General features: G+C 58.2%; 14 protein-coding genes. 8 read left to right on the top strand and 6 right to left on the bottom strand.

Going from position 1 to position 17,026, the window contains the following annotated elements:
* Window positions 1-3 precede the first annotated feature (3 nt).
* Entirely contained in the window at window positions 4-1,350 is a 1,347-nt protein-coding gene (locus KUC_RS07715; protein ID WP_244264762.1) for an aspartate aminotransferase family protein, read from the bottom strand.
* 247 nt (window positions 1,351-1,597) lie between these two features.
* Between KUC_RS07715 and KUC_RS07710 the strand changes: the two genes are divergently transcribed.
* Window positions 1,598-2,359, top strand: coding sequence for an SDR family NAD(P)-dependent oxidoreductase (locus KUC_RS07710; RefSeq protein ID WP_007112604.1), 762 nt, complete (start codon window positions 1,598-1,600; stop codon window positions 2,357-2,359).
* Here the strand turns inward: KUC_RS07710 and KUC_RS07705 are convergent.
* From KUC_RS07705 to KUC_RS07695, 3 genes are all read right to left on the bottom strand, one after another.
* A complete protein-coding gene (locus KUC_RS07705) occupies window positions 2,356-3,285 on the bottom strand; it encodes a sensor domain-containing diguanylate cyclase (protein ID WP_007112603.1) in 930 nt (309 codons plus the stop codon). The two genes, KUC_RS07710 and KUC_RS07705, sit on opposite strands and share 4 nt — an antisense overlap.
* A gap of 208 nt (window positions 3,286-3,493) precedes the next feature.
* Window positions 3,494-6,568 (bottom strand): efflux RND transporter permease subunit, encoded by a 3,075-nt coding sequence (locus KUC_RS07700; RefSeq protein ID WP_007112602.1) that lies wholly within the window; start codon window positions 6,566-6,568, stop codon window positions 3,494-3,496.
* Window positions 6,555-7,715, bottom strand: coding sequence for an efflux RND transporter periplasmic adaptor subunit (locus tag KUC_RS07695; RefSeq protein WP_007112601.1), 1,161 nt, complete (start codon window positions 7,713-7,715; stop codon window positions 6,555-6,557). The genes KUC_RS07700 and KUC_RS07695 overlap by 14 nt, the downstream gene beginning before the upstream one ends.
* 101 nt (window positions 7,716-7,816) lie before the next feature.
* Between KUC_RS07695 and KUC_RS07690 the strand changes: the two genes are divergently transcribed.
* On the top strand, window positions 7,817-8,488 hold the full coding sequence (locus tag KUC_RS07690; protein WP_007112600.1) for a TetR/AcrR family transcriptional regulator: 672 nt from the start codon (window positions 7,817-7,819) through the stop codon (window positions 8,486-8,488).
* 71 nt (window positions 8,489-8,559) lie between these two features.
* Here KUC_RS07690 and KUC_RS07685 read toward each other — a convergent pair whose 3' ends face one another.
* Entirely contained in the window at window positions 8,560-9,453 is an 894-nt protein-coding gene (locus KUC_RS07685; RefSeq protein WP_007112599.1) for a LysR substrate-binding domain-containing protein, read from the bottom strand.
* Window positions 9,454-9,638: 185 nt separating this feature from the next.
* Between KUC_RS07685 and KUC_RS07680 the strand changes: the two genes are divergently transcribed.
* The gene (locus KUC_RS07680; RefSeq protein ID WP_040479869.1) at window positions 9,639-9,974 is read left to right on the top strand and encodes a hypothetical protein; all 336 of its coding nucleotides are present in this window, start codon (window positions 9,639-9,641) and stop codon (window positions 9,972-9,974) included.
* Between the two features lie 83 nt (window positions 9,975-10,057).
* Here the strand turns inward: KUC_RS07680 and KUC_RS07675 are convergent, their stop codons facing one another.
* Complete coding sequence (locus KUC_RS07675; RefSeq protein WP_007112597.1) at window positions 10,058-12,151, bottom strand: PhoX family protein; 2,094 nt, start codon at window positions 12,149-12,151, stop codon at window positions 10,058-10,060.
* Window positions 12,152-12,391: 240 nt separating this feature from the next.
* On the opposite strand from KUC_RS07675, the gene hemP reads away from it, so the two are divergent.
* From hemP to KUC_RS20005, 5 genes are all read left to right on the top strand, one after another.
* On the top strand, window positions 12,392-12,562 hold the full coding sequence (hemP, locus tag KUC_RS19310) for a hemin uptake protein HemP (RefSeq protein WP_007112596.1): 171 nt from the start codon (window positions 12,392-12,394) through the stop codon (window positions 12,560-12,562).
* 119 nt (window positions 12,563-12,681) lie between these two features.
* The gene (locus KUC_RS07670; RefSeq protein ID WP_007112595.1) at window positions 12,682-14,658 is read left to right on the top strand and encodes a TonB-dependent receptor domain-containing protein; all 1,977 of its coding nucleotides are present in this window, start codon (window positions 12,682-12,684) and stop codon (window positions 14,656-14,658) included.
* Window positions 14,659-14,689: 31 nt separating this feature from the next.
* Entirely contained in the window at window positions 14,690-15,763 is a 1,074-nt protein-coding gene (locus tag KUC_RS07665) for a heme degradation protein (RefSeq protein ID WP_007112594.1), read from the top strand.
* Window positions 15,760-16,653, top strand: coding sequence for a heme/hemin ABC transporter substrate-binding protein (locus KUC_RS07660; RefSeq protein WP_007112593.1), 894 nt, complete (start codon window positions 15,760-15,762; stop codon window positions 16,651-16,653). Before KUC_RS07665 ends, KUC_RS07660 begins: the two co-directional genes overlap by 4 nt.
* On the top strand, window positions 16,650-17,026 hold a 377-nt coding region (locus tag KUC_RS20005; protein WP_244264761.1), incomplete at its 3' end, for an iron chelate uptake ABC transporter family permease subunit. The genes KUC_RS07660 and KUC_RS20005, both read left to right, overlap by 4 nt.

Here is a 17,026-nt window from a genome sequence, read left to right as displayed (position 1 = left end):
CGTCTAGCGTGATGCCGTATAGTTTTTCAGCACGCGATCTAAGATAGCTAAGCCCTCCTCCACTTCAGCGGCCGTTACGATACACGGCGGTACCACATGGATGCGGTTCTCAACGGTAAAGACCAGCAGTCCGTTTTCCATTAATTGCTGCTTGAGTTTCAGCACTTCCGCCCCTGGCAGTGGCGTTTTATAAACCGGGTCGCTGACGAGCTCCAAAGCGTGAAACACCCCGACACCCCGCCAATCACCGATGATGGCGTATCGCTCGGTAAGCTGTTGCAAGCCTGCGGCTAACGGGCCATTACCCATCGCATCAGCGTTTTCAACCACGCCCTCTGCTTCCATCGCATCCAGAGTTGCAACTATCGCCGCCATTGCCAGCGGGTGACCGGAATACGTCAGGCCGCCGACAAAAAAGTGGTCATCGAAATAACGTGAGATTGGTTCAGAGATAATAACGCCCCCGGCGGGTACATAGCCCGAGTTCACCCCTTTGGCGAAGACGATTAAATCGGGCGCCATGTCGTAATGTTCGAAGGCGAACCAGCGCCCCGTGCGGCCGAAGCCGGCCATCACTTCATCTAGAATCAGTACAATGCCGAACTCATCGGCGAGTTTTCTGACGCCCTGAAGATATTCCTTCGGAGGTAACAGCACGCCAGCAGTACCGGGGATGGTTTCCAGCAAGATGGCAGCCACCGCGTTAGCACCTTCGCACTCAATCACCCGGCGCAGGTGTTGCAGCGCTCGCTCACACTCCTCCTCTTCATTGCGCGCCCAAAATTCGCTGCGATAGAGGTAAGGGTTGAAGAAGTGCACGTGCCCGCTGGCATACTCGTTGGGCACACGCCGCCAATCGCCGGTGGCGGCAATCGCTGAACCGGTATTGCCGTGATAGGAGCGGTAGCCGGAAAGGATTTTACTTCGCCCGGTATAAAGACGCGCCATCCGGATAGCGTTCTCATTGGCATCCGCTCCCGCATTGGTGAAAAACACCTTACTAAACCCAGCGGGCGCTTTGGTGACAATACGCTTAGCCGCTTCGCCCCGGGCTAAGTTGGCATGGGCTGGGGCAATGGTACACAAGCTCGCGGCCTGGGCTTGAATCGCGCTGACCACCTTGGGGTGCTGATGGCCGATATTGGTATTGACTAACTGACTACTAAAATCCAGATACGAGCGCCCCAGATAGTCCCACACCCGACACCCTTCAGCCCCTGCAATCACCATGGGGTCTAAACTGCCTTGCTGCGCCCAGGAGTGGAACACATACTGGCGGTCTAAGGTGTGTACATAAGTATTATCCACACCGCTTTCGGGTGGATGTGAAGCGGCAATATTGGTATTCATAGCAAGCACCCTAATTAACCCGTTTAGAAATAGCGTGCTTGTCAGCCTAGTGAGTCAAACGTTTAGGCTATAGGGCCAGTCGTTACGTGCCAACAGGACAGGCGTATTGGAAAACAGCGATGTCACAGTGACAGGCACCAACTGGCTCTAAAAGCTTGAACCAGCGTTGCCTACAGTGATGTAAGAACGCGCCCATCGCCTTTAATTATTTGCCTTTAAATAGTTTGAATAACGTGGAGAGATTGCAATGCCTAGCGTACTTATTACCGGAGCGACGTCAGGGTTTGGCAAAGCGGCTGCCCAGCGCTTTGCCAAAGCGGGCTGGTCGTTGATTTTAACCGGGCGACGCGTAGAGCGCCTAAAAGCACTAGAGGAGGAGCTTTCTAAGCAGGTGCCCGTGCTAACACTGGCGCTGGATGTTCGCGACAGTGACGCGGTAACAAAGGCGATTAGTGGTCTGCCAGAGGAGTTTCTGCCGCTCACATGTTTAATCAACAATGCCGGATTGGCACTGGCGCCGCAACCGGCGCAAAAGGTGGCGCTGGAGGATTGGCACACCATGATCGACACCAATATCACAGGGTTGGTCAACGTCACTCACGCGGCGCTGCCGCTGCTGCTGAAAACTGGAAAAGGCGCGAGTATTCTCAATCTCGGCTCGGTGGCGGGTCAGTGGCCCTACCCAGGCGGGCATGTGTATGGCGCATCGAAAGCCTTTGTTCAACAGTTCAGCTATAACCTGCGCTGTGATCTGTTAGGTACTGGCGTGCGGGTCACTGATCTAGCGCCCGGCATGGCGGAAACTGAGTTTACGCTGGTCAGAACTAAAGGCGACCAGGCTGCTTCGGATGCACTGTACCGAGGTACGACGCCACTTCAAGCAGAAGATATTGCCGAGCAGCTTTACTACTTGGCTACGCTTCCCGACCATATCAACATCAATCGTTTGGAAATTATGACCGTTCGTCAGGCATGGTCAGCGTTTGCGATTGATCGCGACCCGGCTTAAGCCTGCTTCGCCGGTTCTAATAAGCCACCCGTTGAAACGCGGTCGCGCCCTTTCTCTTTGGCTAGATAAAGGGCGTTATCCACTCGTTTCATTACACTTTTGACTGACTCTTGCGAATGAACCTCGACGACACCAAAACTTGCCGTGACGCTGCCTTGAATAGGAAAGTCGGTGTGTTTGATTGCACATCGAATTTTGTCAGCAAGCCGCAAAGCCTGTTCAAGAGAGGTTTCAGGGGCTAGCAGCATAAACTCTTCACCGCCCCACCGCGCGCAACAATCCGCTTTACGTAGATTACTCTTAAGCAAATCGGCAAGCGCTACCAGTACCTGGTCACCGACATCGTGCCCGTAGCTATCATTGATTTGTTTAAAATAATCGAGATCCAGCATGATCAAAGAAAGTGATCGAGCGTAACGGTTTTGTCGATTGACCTCGCTTTTCAGTACCGCATCGAAATGCGATCTATTAACCAGTCCGGTTAACATATCCGTCGTTGCTAGCCGCTTAAGTTTGGCCTCTTTCTCCATCTGCTCGGTCACATCGCGCTGAGTTAACACCAGCGTCATCGCGCTGCTCTTGCGAGGCCCCATCGCGGTAATTCGCCACTCGATATGCCGACGTGAGCCATCATGACGACGGGAAACCTCACGACCACTGATGCCTTCAAAGTCGCCATTAGCGCTGGCATTCAGCTCATCGCCTAGCTGGGCAACAATTTGTTGATTGGCCGCCTCTTGCTCAACCACGATGGGGAATGCGCCCAACCACTCTTCGCGGCTGCCACCCCACAAGCGCTGATAGTCAGTATTGACGTCCACGATGTGAATACCAGGCACACGTTCCTGCACACTAAGAATCGCCACCGCGTGGCCTGGCCGCCCATCACCAGATTCCGACCCTGGTTGTCCATAGTGTTGATACATTCTATTTACTCATCCTTGTAAAATAGTCGTGCGGTCATGGTGCTAAACGTCAGTGGGCATATTGAAAGGCCCTACCTTTGCCACCACGAGATACTACGCCAAAACTCTCTCATAATTTACTAAAATAGTAATATTAATTACAGATCGTTAACATAACGCAGGCTATGCCGGTTAAAATATTCTGGCGATGCATCTCGTGCTGCACGGCTCATGAGCCAACAGGTTTCGATACCCATAGCCGATAAAGCGCAGGGGTAAAGAACAACGACACCACCGTCGCTAAAAGTAGTCCAAAACCAACGGTTTGCGCGAAGGGTGGCCATAGCCCGCCGGTGGCCAACATCAGTGGAATTAAACCTGCAAAGGTAGTGATCGTGGTCGAAACGATATGTCGGCTGGTGGGGCCACTGATCACCGCCAGCATGGCGTCGATATCGCCTTTGCGGGCGGCTGCGTCGTCATCAAGGGCGGCAATAATGATAATGGTGGCATTAATCGCTACCCCCACCAGCCCCATAATGCCGACGATAATTACAAAACCGAACGCATGTCCGCTTAGCAGCAGCGCCACAATGCCCATTCCCATCGCTTGAGCTCCAGCAATAAATACAATGGCAGCCCGCCGGAAGGAGTTAAATGCCAACACCACGGTGGCCACCATGGCAATGACTAGCAGCACCACCGAGGCAAGCAACTGGCCCACGGCTTCATCGCGCTCGGCGGCTTCGCCACCGGTTTCGATTCGGTAACCAGGAGGCAAATGAAACGCCCCCGATTCCAACGCCGCCTGAAGCTTGGCATCCAACTGGGCCATGGAGACCGCCGGAAGAGCATCGGCCACCAGGTATCCTTGTACTAACTGCACCCGTTCCGCGTTACGGCGGGTAATCACGCTCCAGGCAGGCGTGAGTGACACCTCTGCCACCGCTGCTAGTGGCAGGCCCTCCGCTACTTGATCGCTGACCAAGCGCAGCGCCGCCAGCTGTTCAGCATTAGTGCGCCACTCATCGGCGTAGCGGACCCGCACAGGTAGTTGCTGCGTATCCTCCAGCAGCATGCCTGCCGATTGCCCCGAGAGTGCGGCCCTCACTTGTTCCGCTAACCGCTGCGGCGTTAGCCCCGCATCACTCAGTGCCGTGCGGTCGATATCCAGGGTTAACCTGGGTAAATCACGCTGCATGCCAGCACGCACATGGGTAATCTGAGGCAGTTGGTGCATTAAGCCCGCTAGTTCAAGCCCCAGCGATGACAGCACCGCTAGATCATCGCCATAGACCCGTAGCTCAATCGGGGCTTTAAACGGCGGGCCCTGCTCATACTTGCGCACCACGCTTTGGGCCTGGGGGAAACGCTGATCAAGCGACTGCTGCAGGGCGGGCACCCGCTCGTTAGTGATTTGTAAAGACGCTGTATCCACAATCAGATGCACAAACGCTGGGTTGTTATCCTCATTGGTGAGCACGTTGTAGTACATCATCGGTGCGCTTTCACCCACAAACGCCGAGACGCGGGTGACGCCCGACAGCTCACGAATCATGGCCTCGATCTCCTGGGCCAGTGCTTCGGTGTTGGCCATACTGCTGGCGGGGGACAAGCGCACCTCTATATGAAACTGGTCGCGGTCTGCCGGTGGGAAAAACGCCACGTCCAGGGTGGGCATCAACGCCATGCCGCCCATCGGCACGCACAGGGTGATGATCATAGCGGCCCAGGGATGACGCAGCGCGCTACGAACCGTACGGCGAAAGCCTCGCTTAACCATACCGCTGATGCCGTTATCTCGGGGCGATGGAGGCTTATCGGCAACCTTGGCTAACAGCATGGGTGACAGTGCCGGCACCAGCAGCAACGAGACCAGATAAGAGCTTACCAGTGCGACCATCACCGCCATGGCCAGGGGCCCCACGAACTCCCCCGCAGGGCCTGGCATCAACACAATCGGCATAAACGCCAATATGGTGGTTAAGGTGCTGGCCAGCAGCGGCACCGCTAAGTGGCGCAGTGTGTCCCGGGTAGCGGCAAGCGCTGAGTCGCCTTTCAAAAAGCGCTCGCGCAGGGCGTTGGTCATCACAATGGCGTTATCCACCATCAGCCCCAGGGCCACGATAATGCCGGTAATGCTCATCTGGTGGATATCGATACCCAGCGGCTTAAAAAGAGCCAGAGTGAGCAGAGCCGTGGCCGGAATCGCCAACCCCACCGTCACCGCCGAGCGCCAGCCCATGGTCAGGAACAGGATCGCCACCACCAGCACTAGCCCCATCAGTAGGCTACCTGCAACGTTGCTTAAGCGCTGGTTGGTGTAACTGGCCTGCTCAAAAACCTCCTCAACTTCTATACCGACAGGCAACTCATCGGCAAATACCGCCAACTGCTGCTGAGCTTTGTCCACCCAGCGATCAATTCGCTGACCGGGCGCCATACGTGCGCCGACAAACACCGCACGCTCGCCATTTAACAGGGCCACCGCGGCTGGCGGGTCTTGTACGCCGCGGCGTAGCTCAGCCAACTCGCCAAGCCTGACGGTTTGCCCCTTACGGGTCGCCACGTCTATATCGCGCAGCCTATCAAGCGTATCGAACTCACCGCTTAGCCCCACCGTTAGCCGGTGGCCGTCAGTAACCACTTCACCTGCGGTACGCCGACCGTCGCTGGCCTCAATGGTGGCCGCTAACTGCCCGACGGAAAGCCCCAGGGCGTTCAGTTCAAGCGGGTTAACCATCACCTCTACCTGCTCCCCCGCCACGCCGAAGCGGTGGGTATACTCCGTGCCAGGGACGTTTCGAAACGCTGCTTCCAAACGCTCGGCGTAGCGCTCCATCAGTTGGGGATTGGGCGGGGAGTCCAATGTCCAGCGTAGCGCGGCCACGATGCTAAACGCGTAACCGCGATCATCCAGCAGCTCCGGCGTTTGCACACCGTCAGGCAGTGTAGGGGCGACATCGGCCAGCTTGTCCCGTACGCGACTCCACACCGGCGTAACGTTGGTCACTTCGTCCTCAAGCTCAAGGTTAATCACCGCAATGCCTTGGCGTGAGGTGGATTCCAGCACGCTAATCTCAGCGATGGTGCGTAGCTCATCCTCAATGGGACGCACCACCAAGGCTTCGACCTGCTCTGGAGTGGCGCCAGGAAAAGGCGCAAGTACGGTGGCCATGCGCGCCACTAAATGGGGGTCTTCCGCACGTGGCAACGTTTGAATGGCCGACAGCCCGGCGACCACAAGCAGGCCCAGCGCGAGCGCTAACAATCGCCGGTTAAATAACCACTCAAGGCGCTTCATAGGCCACATCCTCGCTCAGCGTGACCTGCTGACCTGGCGAAATCCGGTGGGTGCCGCTGGTAATCAGCCGCATACCCGGCGCCAGCGTGCCGCGTACAAAGGCTTGATCTCCTTCGCTATGCAGCAGCTCCACGCTGGCCTGGGCCACACGGTAGTGATCACTCACTAGCGGCTCGGCCACCAATACGTTCCACAGGCCGCGCTCAGCGGCTTGCAGGGAGTCCAACGGCACCCAGTAGCCGCTTGCGGGCTCGGTGATTGTATAGCGCAGTTCTGCTAAATCGCCGGGTACGGCGCTGCGGGGCTCACCCAGTGATACCACCAGCGTCTGGGTACGGCTGTCACGGTCGACCTGGGGGAGCCGGGCACGCACTTCTGCGCGGATCGCCGCGCCATTAACACTCAGTTCAACGGCCTCACCTGGGGTAAATGTGGCCGCCAGCGCGGCGGGTAAGCCAAGATGCGCTTCTAACTGCTCGACATCGATAAGATCAAAAGCGGTTGTGCCGCTACTCACCAAACTGCCGACACTGACATAGCGCTCGATCACTCGCCCGGCAAAGGGCGCTTTTAATGTGCTGTCATCTAAATCGGCGGTCAGGCTATCGCGCTCGGCAGCCAGCGCCGCAAGGCGAGCCTGAAGGGTCAGCCGATCGGTACGCGCCTGATCCAGCGCGGTGCGGCTGGCAAAGTTATTCTGGTTTAGCTGCGCTTCACGCTCCTCCTGGCGCTGAGCAAGGGCGAGGCTGGCACGCGCTTCTTCACTACGCGCGGCGACCTCCGCCAAGCGGCTTTCTAATCGGCGGGTATCCAGCGTGGCCAGCACATCCCCCTGCTCAACCGCATCGCCTCTGTCGGCGGACACAGCAGTGACCCGCCCCGCAGGTTCGAAGGCCAGTGATACTGACTGGCGAGCCACCACACGCCCCGTTAAGCGCACATCACGCTGCAACTTTTCGGCTTGTTCCAGGGCCTCGCTAGTAACCTGCAGTAAGGCGTTATCAGCGCCTTGCTGGCGGGTCTGCTGAGCAGTGCTGTGCTGGCTGGTCAGGATAAACACCGCCGCCAGTGTGACACCGACCATCAGCAGCGCCGCCAGGGCGCCGCGCAGACGGTGGCGCCAAGAAGACGCTAATAACCTACCCATAATAGCCTCGAAATGGTTTATTCTTGAACGATACCGTTCACTATAATACCTGTACGCACACGTTCAATATTTATTTACTCAATGGGCACGGATTTCACTGGATGAAAGATTCGCAACATACACCGCTTGAACCAAAACGCCGCGCTGGCCGACCTAAAGATATGGCGAAACGGGATGCCATGATGGATGCGGCGACAAGTCTATTCTTTCGCCATGGCTTAGAGGGCGTAACGATGGAAGCCGTTGCCCGGGAAGCGGGTGTTTCAAAAGTCACCGTGTACGGCCATTTTGTAAACAAAGAGGCCCTGTTTGGTAGTGTGATCCGGCGTGAAACCGCCACCATCCGCCGCGGGTTAGATAATCTGCCCGACACCCACGAGGCGGTGCGCCAATCGTTGATCGAGGTCGGCTTAAGCCTGGTGCGCTTTTTATTAGAGCCCCATGTGCTGGCGGTTGAACGGGTAATGACCGCCCAAGGTGAACAGTACCCGGAGCTGCTAAGGGCGTATTTCGAGGCAGGCCCCTGGGCAATGCAGCAATGGCTACAAGAGAAGTTAGAAGGATTAGCCCGCGCTGGGCATTTAACCCTTGGCCCCCCCACCTTTGCCGCCGACCAACTGTGCAGTATGTGGCAGGGCATGCTGGTCACAGAGATCCTCATGGGCGTGCGTAAACCGCCCAGTGATGAAGAGCTTCACCGCCAAATAAGCAGCGCCGTGGATGTGTTTTTGGCGGCGTATGGGAAGCCCAGTCAAGGGAGCGTCCTTAGCTAATGTGTCTACGGGAGGATAGGGCGTTCGTTACTGACCGATAACAAAGGCGATAGCTGGATTACCTTATCAACTCAACCCTCCCGAAATGCCTCTACCACCCGCTCAGCCAATACCTCGCTAGCATCGCCACTGCCTGCACGCTTCACCAGCGCCACTTGATAATCACCTAGCGGGGGCAGTGACTCGTTATGAAGACGTTTGAGCGGTGGCCGAATCAAGCTTTTCGGAAAAGCCGTCACGGCCAAATCGGCCAGCATAGCCGCTTCCTGCCCGGCACAGTGGTCGCAGGAGTAGGCGATTCGGTAAGCAATTCCCGCTTGATCAAGGGCATTGAGGGTAATTCGACGCCACGCACACCCTTGCTGCGCCAGAGTTACCGGTAGTGGCGAGCGCTGCACGGCAACGCCATCCTCACGGCCCGCCCACACTAACGGTTCGCTGTGGACGATTTCTCCACGTCCGGTCTGGCCAGGCCCTCCGGCCATCACCAGGGCGAGATCAAGCTCGCCCTCGTCCAGCCTGGCAAGCAGATCTTTGCTGCGTCCCACCTCGACATCGACCTGCACCGCCGGATGCGAACGGGCAAACTGGGCGAGCACCGTCGGTAATATACGCCCCACCACGTCGTCCGTTATACCCAGTCCCACACGCCCCTCTATGGACGGCGCAAGAAACTGGGTCACGGCTTCGGCGTTGAGCTTCAGCAGCCGACGACCATAGCCCAATAGCACTTCTCCCTCGGCAGTCAGGCGTACATGCCGCGCCTCGCGCACAAACAGCGTCTGGCCGAGGATCTCTTCCAGGCGTTTGATCTGCATGCTCAGCGCGGAAGGGGTGCGAAACAGCTGCTGGGCGGCGCGGGTAAAACTGCCGCTCTCGGCAATCGTCACAAAAGTACGCAGCACCTCGCTATCCAGTAGCGGCAAGGCGGCCCGGCTGGGTGGTAGGGTTGAGAGTTGGTTCATCGCACTAACCTTTCAGAAAATCTTAACACACAGTGTAGATCTTTTCGTTTGATTGATCCAAGGCGAAGCGCCAAGCTGATAACCAGAGGTCGCGACCCTCCTACTTATTAACCACAGTTCACACCTGCCCAGTCGGTGCATAGGCACCGCTTACTGTGCAGCGGGAGTGACGATGGAGGTGCGCGATGAAATGCGAAGATCCTACCCAAAATGCCCACAACGCCTGGGAAAAGGCCAGCCAACTGGCGCCGCCCCCCAAGCCGCCACAATTACATTTCTACATGCCTGCCATGCCGTCAATGCGGCTGATTCGAGCGTTGGATATGGGCTGGTGGCATTACCGGCGGCGCTGGCTTTTCCGCCGCCATATAGTGCCGTTACTGGACTACGACGATCATGTTCTGTGCGATATTGGTCATTGCCGCGACGATATTCTCTGGGCTAGCCAACTGCCCTTGAAGGTCGATGCCATTCACGCATTAGAAGCCCGGCTGAAAAAACGACAGGCTCAGCATGCCTAACATCAAAAAAGCTTCGAGCCTGGGAGAGGTTCGAAGCTTTTAATAGCGCGCTTGTTATCACTCCAGCGCTTAGTACCTGATTTTTAAACCCCTATAGGCCCACCATCACGCTTTTGAATCACCACGGTCGAGGCCCGGGGGCGGATCTGGCCGCTGGCGGCAACAGTGGCGTCTTGGATCAGCGCGCTTGCATCCGCGGGCCAATTGCTCGGATGCTGAATATTGATAAACAGCGCGGTTTTATCCGGCGTGGTAAAAATGCCAGTGACTTCGCAGCCGTTCGGCCCCACCGCAAAGCGCTTGAGCTGCTGCTGGTTACTGCTGTTAATCACCGGGCCGGTTCCCTGGATGTCGTCTAACCCGTTGGGTACCACGGCAAGCAGCTGGTCGTTGGTGTACTCCGTGATGCCTTCATAGCCGTTATCGGTCTGAATCCACAGGATGCCCTGACCATCATCGCGCTCATCAAACCAGAGCCCATCAGGGCTGGCGAACTGGTTCATTTCGGTTAAGCCCGAGTGGTTATCCGCATCGTCAGCCGCCGCGCCAAAGACAAACACTTCCCAGCGAAACGCATTCGGCAGGCGACTTTCACGCCAACGGATAATGTGGCCGGCGCCGTTATTTGCACGAGGGTTGGCGGCGTTAGTCGGGGCAGTGACATAGCCAACCCCCAACTGATCAATCTCATCACCTTCGTTGGTAAAGGTCGGCGCTGCGGCCTCCTCACTACGCTGGGAATTGTTAGTCAGCGTTAGATAAACATCCCCAGAGGCCGTATCCACGGCGGCCCATTCGGGCCGATCCATCGGTGTTGCCCCCATCAGATCCGCGGCATCGCAGGTATTGATAATCACACCAGCTAAATCATTCTCTGCCAAGCCCAGCGCCGCTGCCAGCCACTCACCGCTGCCATCGGCGTGAAAACGGGCTACATAGAGGGTGCCGTTATCCATATATTTATTGCCGATGGCAAGGCGGTCGTACGCCTCGCCCGGGCGGTTGGCATCAGCGGGATCCCAGACCGCATCAGAAACGTATTTATACACGTACTCGTTGCGGGCATCGTGGCCGGAATAGAACACCACCGGCTGGCCAGCTTCCAGTTTGCCTAACCAGCAACCTTCATGGCGGAAACGGCCCAGTGCCGTGCGTTTAACTGCGCGGGCACCGCTATAGGGGTCAATTTCGACCTGGTAGCCGAAGGTGCGCGCTTCGTTGCGGTAGTCATCCTCGGCGCGCTCACCGCGTGGCGTGATATCAAAACGGGCAAACTCGTCGTTCTCTTCAGAAGCATCACCCGCCGACGTTTCCCAGGCGTAGCGGCCGCGTTCAGTGGGAATACCAATCCGGGCGTCGTCCTGGAAGCGCTCGCCGGTGTGAATAAAGACGTTGGGCCAGTTCTCTTCGCTGGCCATGTAGGTGCCCCAGGGCGTGACGCCGTGCCCGCAGTTATTGTTGGTGCCCCGGGTTTGAGTACCTGCCGGTGAAAAGCGTGTTTTAACGTAATCACTGCCCGCCACGGGGCCAGCCAGATCCATTTCCGTTGCGCTGGTAAAGCGGCGGTTATAGCGCGATCCCGGCACATGCGACCACTGCCCGTTGGCGTCTTTTTCGACCTCGACAATGGTCACACCGTGAGCATTGATCTCGGTGCGTGACTCCTCCGCCGGGCGCTTACCTTCATCCGCGTTGGTGGGGCCACCTTGGGGTGCCCAGAGCGCCGCTTGATCGATATATTCATTGTTCAGCGCGAGGATAAAACGGCGCGAGGCGCTTTCGGTATCCAGCGGAAAGGCATCCATTCCATCGTGGTGCATACCCACGCTTTCCGCCTGACGCTCAGCGGTCATTGGCTGGTCAGGCTGCCAGCTGTCGCCCGCGCTTAACGGCGCCCCCCAGGGCACCAAGACTTGGGCCACGTAACCTTCCGGCACCACCACGGCGTCGGTGAGTGACCCTTGAACCGCTTCAAACGCCAGTGTCAGCGGTGTTTTTTGTGCCCCGTTTGAAGCAAGCGCTTGGGCAGCACCGCCAAAACTAAGCATCGAGGCAGCCGCCACGCTCAAACCACCGCGCATCACATCGCGACGGGAAACATGGCGCGCCAATACATCGGCGAAAGGTGGGTTGCCGCTGTGGTTAAACAGGCGATGATCTTCGATCTCTTTACTCATTTTGGTCTCCCTCTGATCGTTTGTAAGTCAACGATTGAACGTTAGGAGACACTAAAGAAGCTCAATGACAACACGATGACGGCCCGCCTGCATTTGGATGAAGAACTCGGGACTTGATGTTTCGTCCCTCCCCCTCCTCCCCAACTTCTATTGAGAGACTATTGGGAACCTATTGAGAGGCAGTCTCAACTCTGCTAAATTAACGCTAATAGTTATCATTAACACAGGAGTTATTCTCTCATGCAGTTAGCCGATAAGGTCACTCGCCGGGGAGATACGTCGGAATCTGCGCCCCGCGAAGTGGATAGCAGTGAATTGCTGGGCAGCTCAGGCCAACTGGTTATTCACCATGAACAGCGCCGCTACGTATTGCGCCGCACTAAAAGCGGCAAGTTAATCCTCAACGCCTAACGCCTTAGCAGCTAATTTCTCTGATTAGTTTAAAAATGTACCAAGTAAAGCCAGCCAGGTAGCCCATCGCACCCAGCCAGCGACCTCTTCCACTTACCCCTGTTGGAATTCTCTGGCTTATGAACCACACACGTGCCTTTGGTGGCCTTTGTTTAACGCTGCTCCCACTGCTAGCCGCCCAAGCAGACGACGCCGAACTTGACCCAGTGACGGTCACCGGCACCCGAGCGCCGACTGACCTTTCACGGGCACCGCTGATTATCGATATTATCAATCGCGATGATGCGGTGCTCGCCACCGCCAGCCGGGTCGAAGACGTGCTTAGCCGCCAACCCGGCCTACATGTCGCTGGCCAAGGGCGTCGAAATGGTCAAACACTCAGCATGCGCGGGTTTGGCAGCAAAGGCGTGCTGGTGCGTCTGGATGGCGTTCGTCAGGATATCTCCACCGGCCACATCGGCAACTTCTTCCTCGACCCAGGCTTGATTCAGGAGGTACAAATCGCCCGGGGTGCGCTCTCCAGCCTTTACGGCAGCAATGCCATGGGTGGGGTGGTCAGCTTCACCAGCATGGATGCTGGTGATCTATTGGCCCCCGGCGATGATAGCGGCGTACGCCTTTCCATCGGCGGGGCGACGGCCAGCGACGAACTACGCGGCAGCCTGACTGCCTTTGGTCGCCGCGATACCGCCAATGGACAAGTGGACGGCCTATTCTCAATCGGCCGCAGTGAATCCGGTGATATTCGCCGTGCCGGAGGCGATGAAGCCGAAGACGATGCCACACTCAATAGCCTGCTGCTCAAAGGCGGCTGGGAGCCCAGCGACGAACAGCGGCTGTTTATAAGCTGGCAGCATTACGAAGAAGAAGCCACCCAGCCCGCCAACCCACAGCAGCTTTCAACCGATGCCAGCAATCCGCTGCGCGACCGCGATGTGGAAAGCAATAACGTCCAGCTCGGCCACCGCTGGCAGCCCAGCGCTGCCACAGAAGTCACTTCGCAGCTTACCTTTAGCCAGCAGGATATCGACGAACCCCAGGCCAACCGCACCTTAGAACGCGTCGGGCTACAGAGCGACGGCTTCCACAGCATGGAGCACGGCTGGTTTTCGCAAACACTGGTTTTCGGCGCCGAGCTGGAGCAAGCCCGCCAACGGCCAGAGGGCGAAGCCAATGGTTTCCCCAACGCCGATATCGACAACCAGGCAGCCTATCTCGACACCACCCTCACCGCTGGACGCTATCTAGCCGATGGCGGTGCCGGGCAGTTTGACGTGGGTCTTGGCGCTCGCTATGACCGCTACGATGCCAGTGGTCAAAACGACGCTGATAGCGTCCACGACCAGGTATCGCCGCGTTTTCGCCTCGCCTGGCGGCCCGATGACGCCTTGATGCTGTTTTCGGGCTACGCCGAAGCGTTCCGTGCACCGAGCCTTTCAGAGCTTTACGCCAACGAGCGCCACTTCGCGGGTTTCTGTGCTGGCCCGTTCTTCTGCACGCCGGATAACTACTGGATTCCCAACCCCAACCTATCGCCTGAATCCAGCCATACCTGGGAAAGCGGCGTGGTCTGGCATCAAGGCGACTGGCAGCTGCGCGCCAGCTACTTCGACACCCGTGCCGACGACTTTATTGATACCCAGGTCGACATTAGGGCGGGCACTACCCAAGCGGTGAACGTACAGCGCGCCCAGCTGTGGGGCTATGACGCTCGGGTGACCTGGCAGCCAAGCGCGTTCCCGTTTCTGACCAGCTTTGTGGGCCTGTCGGAAGTTTCCGGCAAAGACCGCGACTCTGGCGAACCGCTGGGCAGCCAAACACCGTTGGAAGCGACCCTGGGTAGCGAGATAGCGCTATATAACAGCGATATCCGCCTGGGCTGGCAAGCGCGCTTTGCCCAGTCTTTCGATAAACAGGGTGACGATGAACGCCTGCCCGGCTATGGCCTGCACGACGTTCATCTCGGCTGGCAAATCACCCCGGCCGTGGATACCTCGCTGCGCCTTGCCAATCTGGGTGACAAGGTGTGGTACCGGCCCGACGGTAGCCTGGGCGATGGGCGCAGCCTGTTCGCCACCCTCAATTGGCAGTGGTAAATCCATGCAGTCAACCCGATAGAGGTGCGTCATGATTCCATCCCAACAGATTGCCATTATCGAAGCCTTTGACGCGGCGCGTGCCGCTCAGCCGCGGCTACCTGCCATTGAGATTGCTGAACGCTTAGCCATCAGCGAAGGCGAGCTCCAGGCCGCCCGGTTAGGGCGAGATGTATGGACGCTGCCGCTCTCGCCCAACGAGCTTGCCGCCTACCTGCCACAGTTGGGGCGGGTTAAGGCGTTGACCCGCTCGCGGCTGGCCGTGCTGGAGCAAACCGGCGATTACCCTGAACTCAGCGGCGGGCCACACACAGGCCTGCTGCTCGACCCCGGCGGCCTGGATCTACGTTTGCTCTACACCCACTGGCACTGGGCCTGCTTGATTCGTGATCCTATGCCTTCTCCCCATCCTATGCCTTCCTCTCATGAAGAAGAGCCCCAGTGGCGGTGGAGCCTGCAGATATTTAACCAACATGGCTGCGCCGTGCATAAATGCTTTGCTCTGGAGAATCCACTGCCACGCCCTTGGGGCGCACTAGCGGCTTTGGGCACGCGGGACACGCCGGCGTTTACCCAGAGCATGTCTCGCTCAAAACGCCCCCTGCCCGAAGCGCCAACCCTGGCCAGCGAGTGGGGCGCGATGCGCGATGTGCACCAGTTCTTTGCCCTCCTCCAGCGCCATCATCTGGAGCGTATTGAGGCCAACCAGTTAATGCAAGGCCGCTATACCCGTGCGCTGCCCGTGAATGCCCTGGAAACGGTGCTTCAGCACGCCAGCCAACGCGAGCTGCCGTTGATGCTGTTTGTCGCTAGCCCCGGCTGCGTGCAGATTCGCACCGGCACACTGCCCGCTCCGCAGCGCGCCCGTGGTTGGCTGAATCTGTTTGGCGAGCAGTTCACCCTGCACCTTGACGACACCGGGATTGATCAGGTTTGGCAAGTCAGCAAACCCAACCGCGACGGCGGCGTCACCAGCATTGAGGCCTTCGATGCCCAAGGCTCGCTAGTGCTGCAGCTTTACGCAGAGCGCCAGGAAGGCCGTGCGGAGCGCCGCGAGTGGCGGCAGCTGTTGGATGAACTTGACAGCCAAGAGGCGGTGGCATGAGCACAGCACGTTTTATACGCCGCTCGCTGGTAGCACTGCTGATTGGCTGGTTGACCACCGGGGCCGCGTTGGCCAACGAGCGCTGGGTGGTGCTGGGTGGCGATATCGCCGAGACCCTGGCCGCCCTGGATGCCGATATCAACGTTATCGCCCGAGACGACACAGTGGTCTACCCACCGGCCATGGCCGAGCTGCCTTCGGTGGGTTACCTGCGCCAGCTCTCCGCTGAAAGCGTGCTTTCTATTAAACCCGACCAGATTCTGGCCGCCGGACACGCAGGCCCCAAGGAAGTGCTTGAACAGCTAGCGGCGGTGGGGGTTGGCATAGAGATCATTAACGCCCCTCCCTCCCTGGAGGCCATTGGCGATAAAGTCCGTGCCGTTGGCCAACTCACCGATCGCCGTGAGGAAGGTGACGTCTTAGCGGACGCATTGAACGCTAAGCTAGCGCGGTTAGCCAACCTGCCTAACCTGCCGACCACACGCGCCATATTTATTATGCAGCATAGCGGCTTAACCCCCCGGGCGGCGGGAAGTAACACGGCAGCGCATACCGCGCTTGAAGCGGTGGGGCTGGAAAATGCCTTTGACGAGATGCAGGGCTATCACAGCGTGGGTGCCGAAGCCCTGGCCCGGCAAGCACCCGAGGTTGTGATTGTCTCCGAGCGGGGCTTGGCGGCCATGGGCGGCGAAGCCGCGTTATGGCAACTGCCGGGTATGGCATTAACCCCCGCAGGTCGAGAGCAGCGGTTAATTGTAATCAATGATCAAGCGCTGCTCGGCTTTGGCCCACGCACGGCCGACCAGCTCCTCACTTTACGCCAGGACGTTGAAGCGCTACTGGGCGCATCGACTAGCATTCAAAACAGCACCGCCCAGCGAAGCCCATGATAGCCATTCTTAACACTTACCGTTTCCGGGTGCGGCTGCCGGTTAGTCGCACTACCCGCGTGCTCGTCGGTTTAACCACGGCGCTGCTGCTGGCCTTGGCTTGGGCGGCCGCCTCGGGGGCGCTGGGCATTTCCCCCTGGGGACTTATCAGCGGCCAAGCCGACCCGCTCAGTGTTCAGGTGTGGTGGCAACTGCGCCTACCGCGCTTACTGCTAGGCGTCGCAGTGGGCGCAATGCTTGCCGGTAGCGGGGCCGCCATGCAGGGGCTGTTTCGTAACCCGCTGGCCGACCCGACCCTGCTCGGCCTTGCCAGCGGCGCGGGGCTATTTGTGGCGCTTTGGATTGTGCTGTTTCAAGACAGCGGCGCTGGCAG

Origin of the sequence: Vreelandella boliviensis LC1 (assembly GCF_000236035.1) — a bacterium.
GTDB classification, from domain to species: domain Bacteria; phylum Pseudomonadota; class Gammaproteobacteria; order Pseudomonadales; family Halomonadaceae; genus Vreelandella; species Vreelandella boliviensis.
Note: the sequence above shows the minus strand (reverse complement) of the source record. Positions and strands in the feature narration are given on the sequence as shown.

Excerpts from the sequence above, each read along its gene's own strand:
- KUC_RS07715 (WP_244264762.1), bottom strand. The coding sequence starts at position 1,350 with ATGAATACCAATATTGCCGCTTCACATCCACCCGAAAGCGGTGTGGAT.
- KUC_RS07710 (WP_007112604.1), top strand. The coding sequence starts at position 1,598 with ATGCCTAGCGTACTTATTACCGGAGCGACGTCAGGGTTTGGCAAAGCG.
- KUC_RS07705 (WP_007112603.1), bottom strand. The coding sequence starts at position 3,285 with ATGTATCAACACTATGGACAACCAGGGTCGGAATCTGGTGATGGGCGG.
- KUC_RS07700 (WP_007112602.1), bottom strand. The coding sequence starts at position 6,568 with ATGAAGCGCCTTGAGTGGTTATTTAACCGGCGATTGTTAGCGCTCGCG.
- KUC_RS07695 (WP_007112601.1), bottom strand. The coding sequence starts at position 7,715 with ATGGGTAGGTTATTAGCGTCTTCTTGGCGCCACCGTCTGCGCGGCGCC.
- KUC_RS07690 (WP_007112600.1), top strand. The coding sequence starts at position 7,817 with ATGAAAGATTCGCAACATACACCGCTTGAACCAAAACGCCGCGCTGGC.
- KUC_RS07685 (WP_007112599.1), bottom strand. The coding sequence starts at position 9,453 with ATGAACCAACTCTCAACCCTACCACCCAGCCGGGCCGCCTTGCCGCTA.
- KUC_RS07680 (WP_040479869.1), top strand. The coding sequence starts at position 9,639 with ATGAAATGCGAAGATCCTACCCAAAATGCCCACAACGCCTGGGAAAAG.
- KUC_RS07675 (WP_007112597.1), bottom strand. The coding sequence starts at position 12,151 with ATGAGTAAAGAGATCGAAGATCATCGCCTGTTTAACCACAGCGGCAAC.
- hemP (WP_007112596.1), top strand. The coding sequence starts at position 12,392 with ATGCAGTTAGCCGATAAGGTCACTCGCCGGGGAGATACGTCGGAATCT.
- KUC_RS07670 (WP_007112595.1), top strand. The coding sequence starts at position 12,682 with ATGAACCACACACGTGCCTTTGGTGGCCTTTGTTTAACGCTGCTCCCA.
- KUC_RS07665 (WP_007112594.1), top strand. The coding sequence starts at position 14,690 with ATGATTCCATCCCAACAGATTGCCATTATCGAAGCCTTTGACGCGGCG.
- KUC_RS07660 (WP_007112593.1), top strand. The coding sequence starts at position 15,760 with ATGAGCACAGCACGTTTTATACGCCGCTCGCTGGTAGCACTGCTGATT.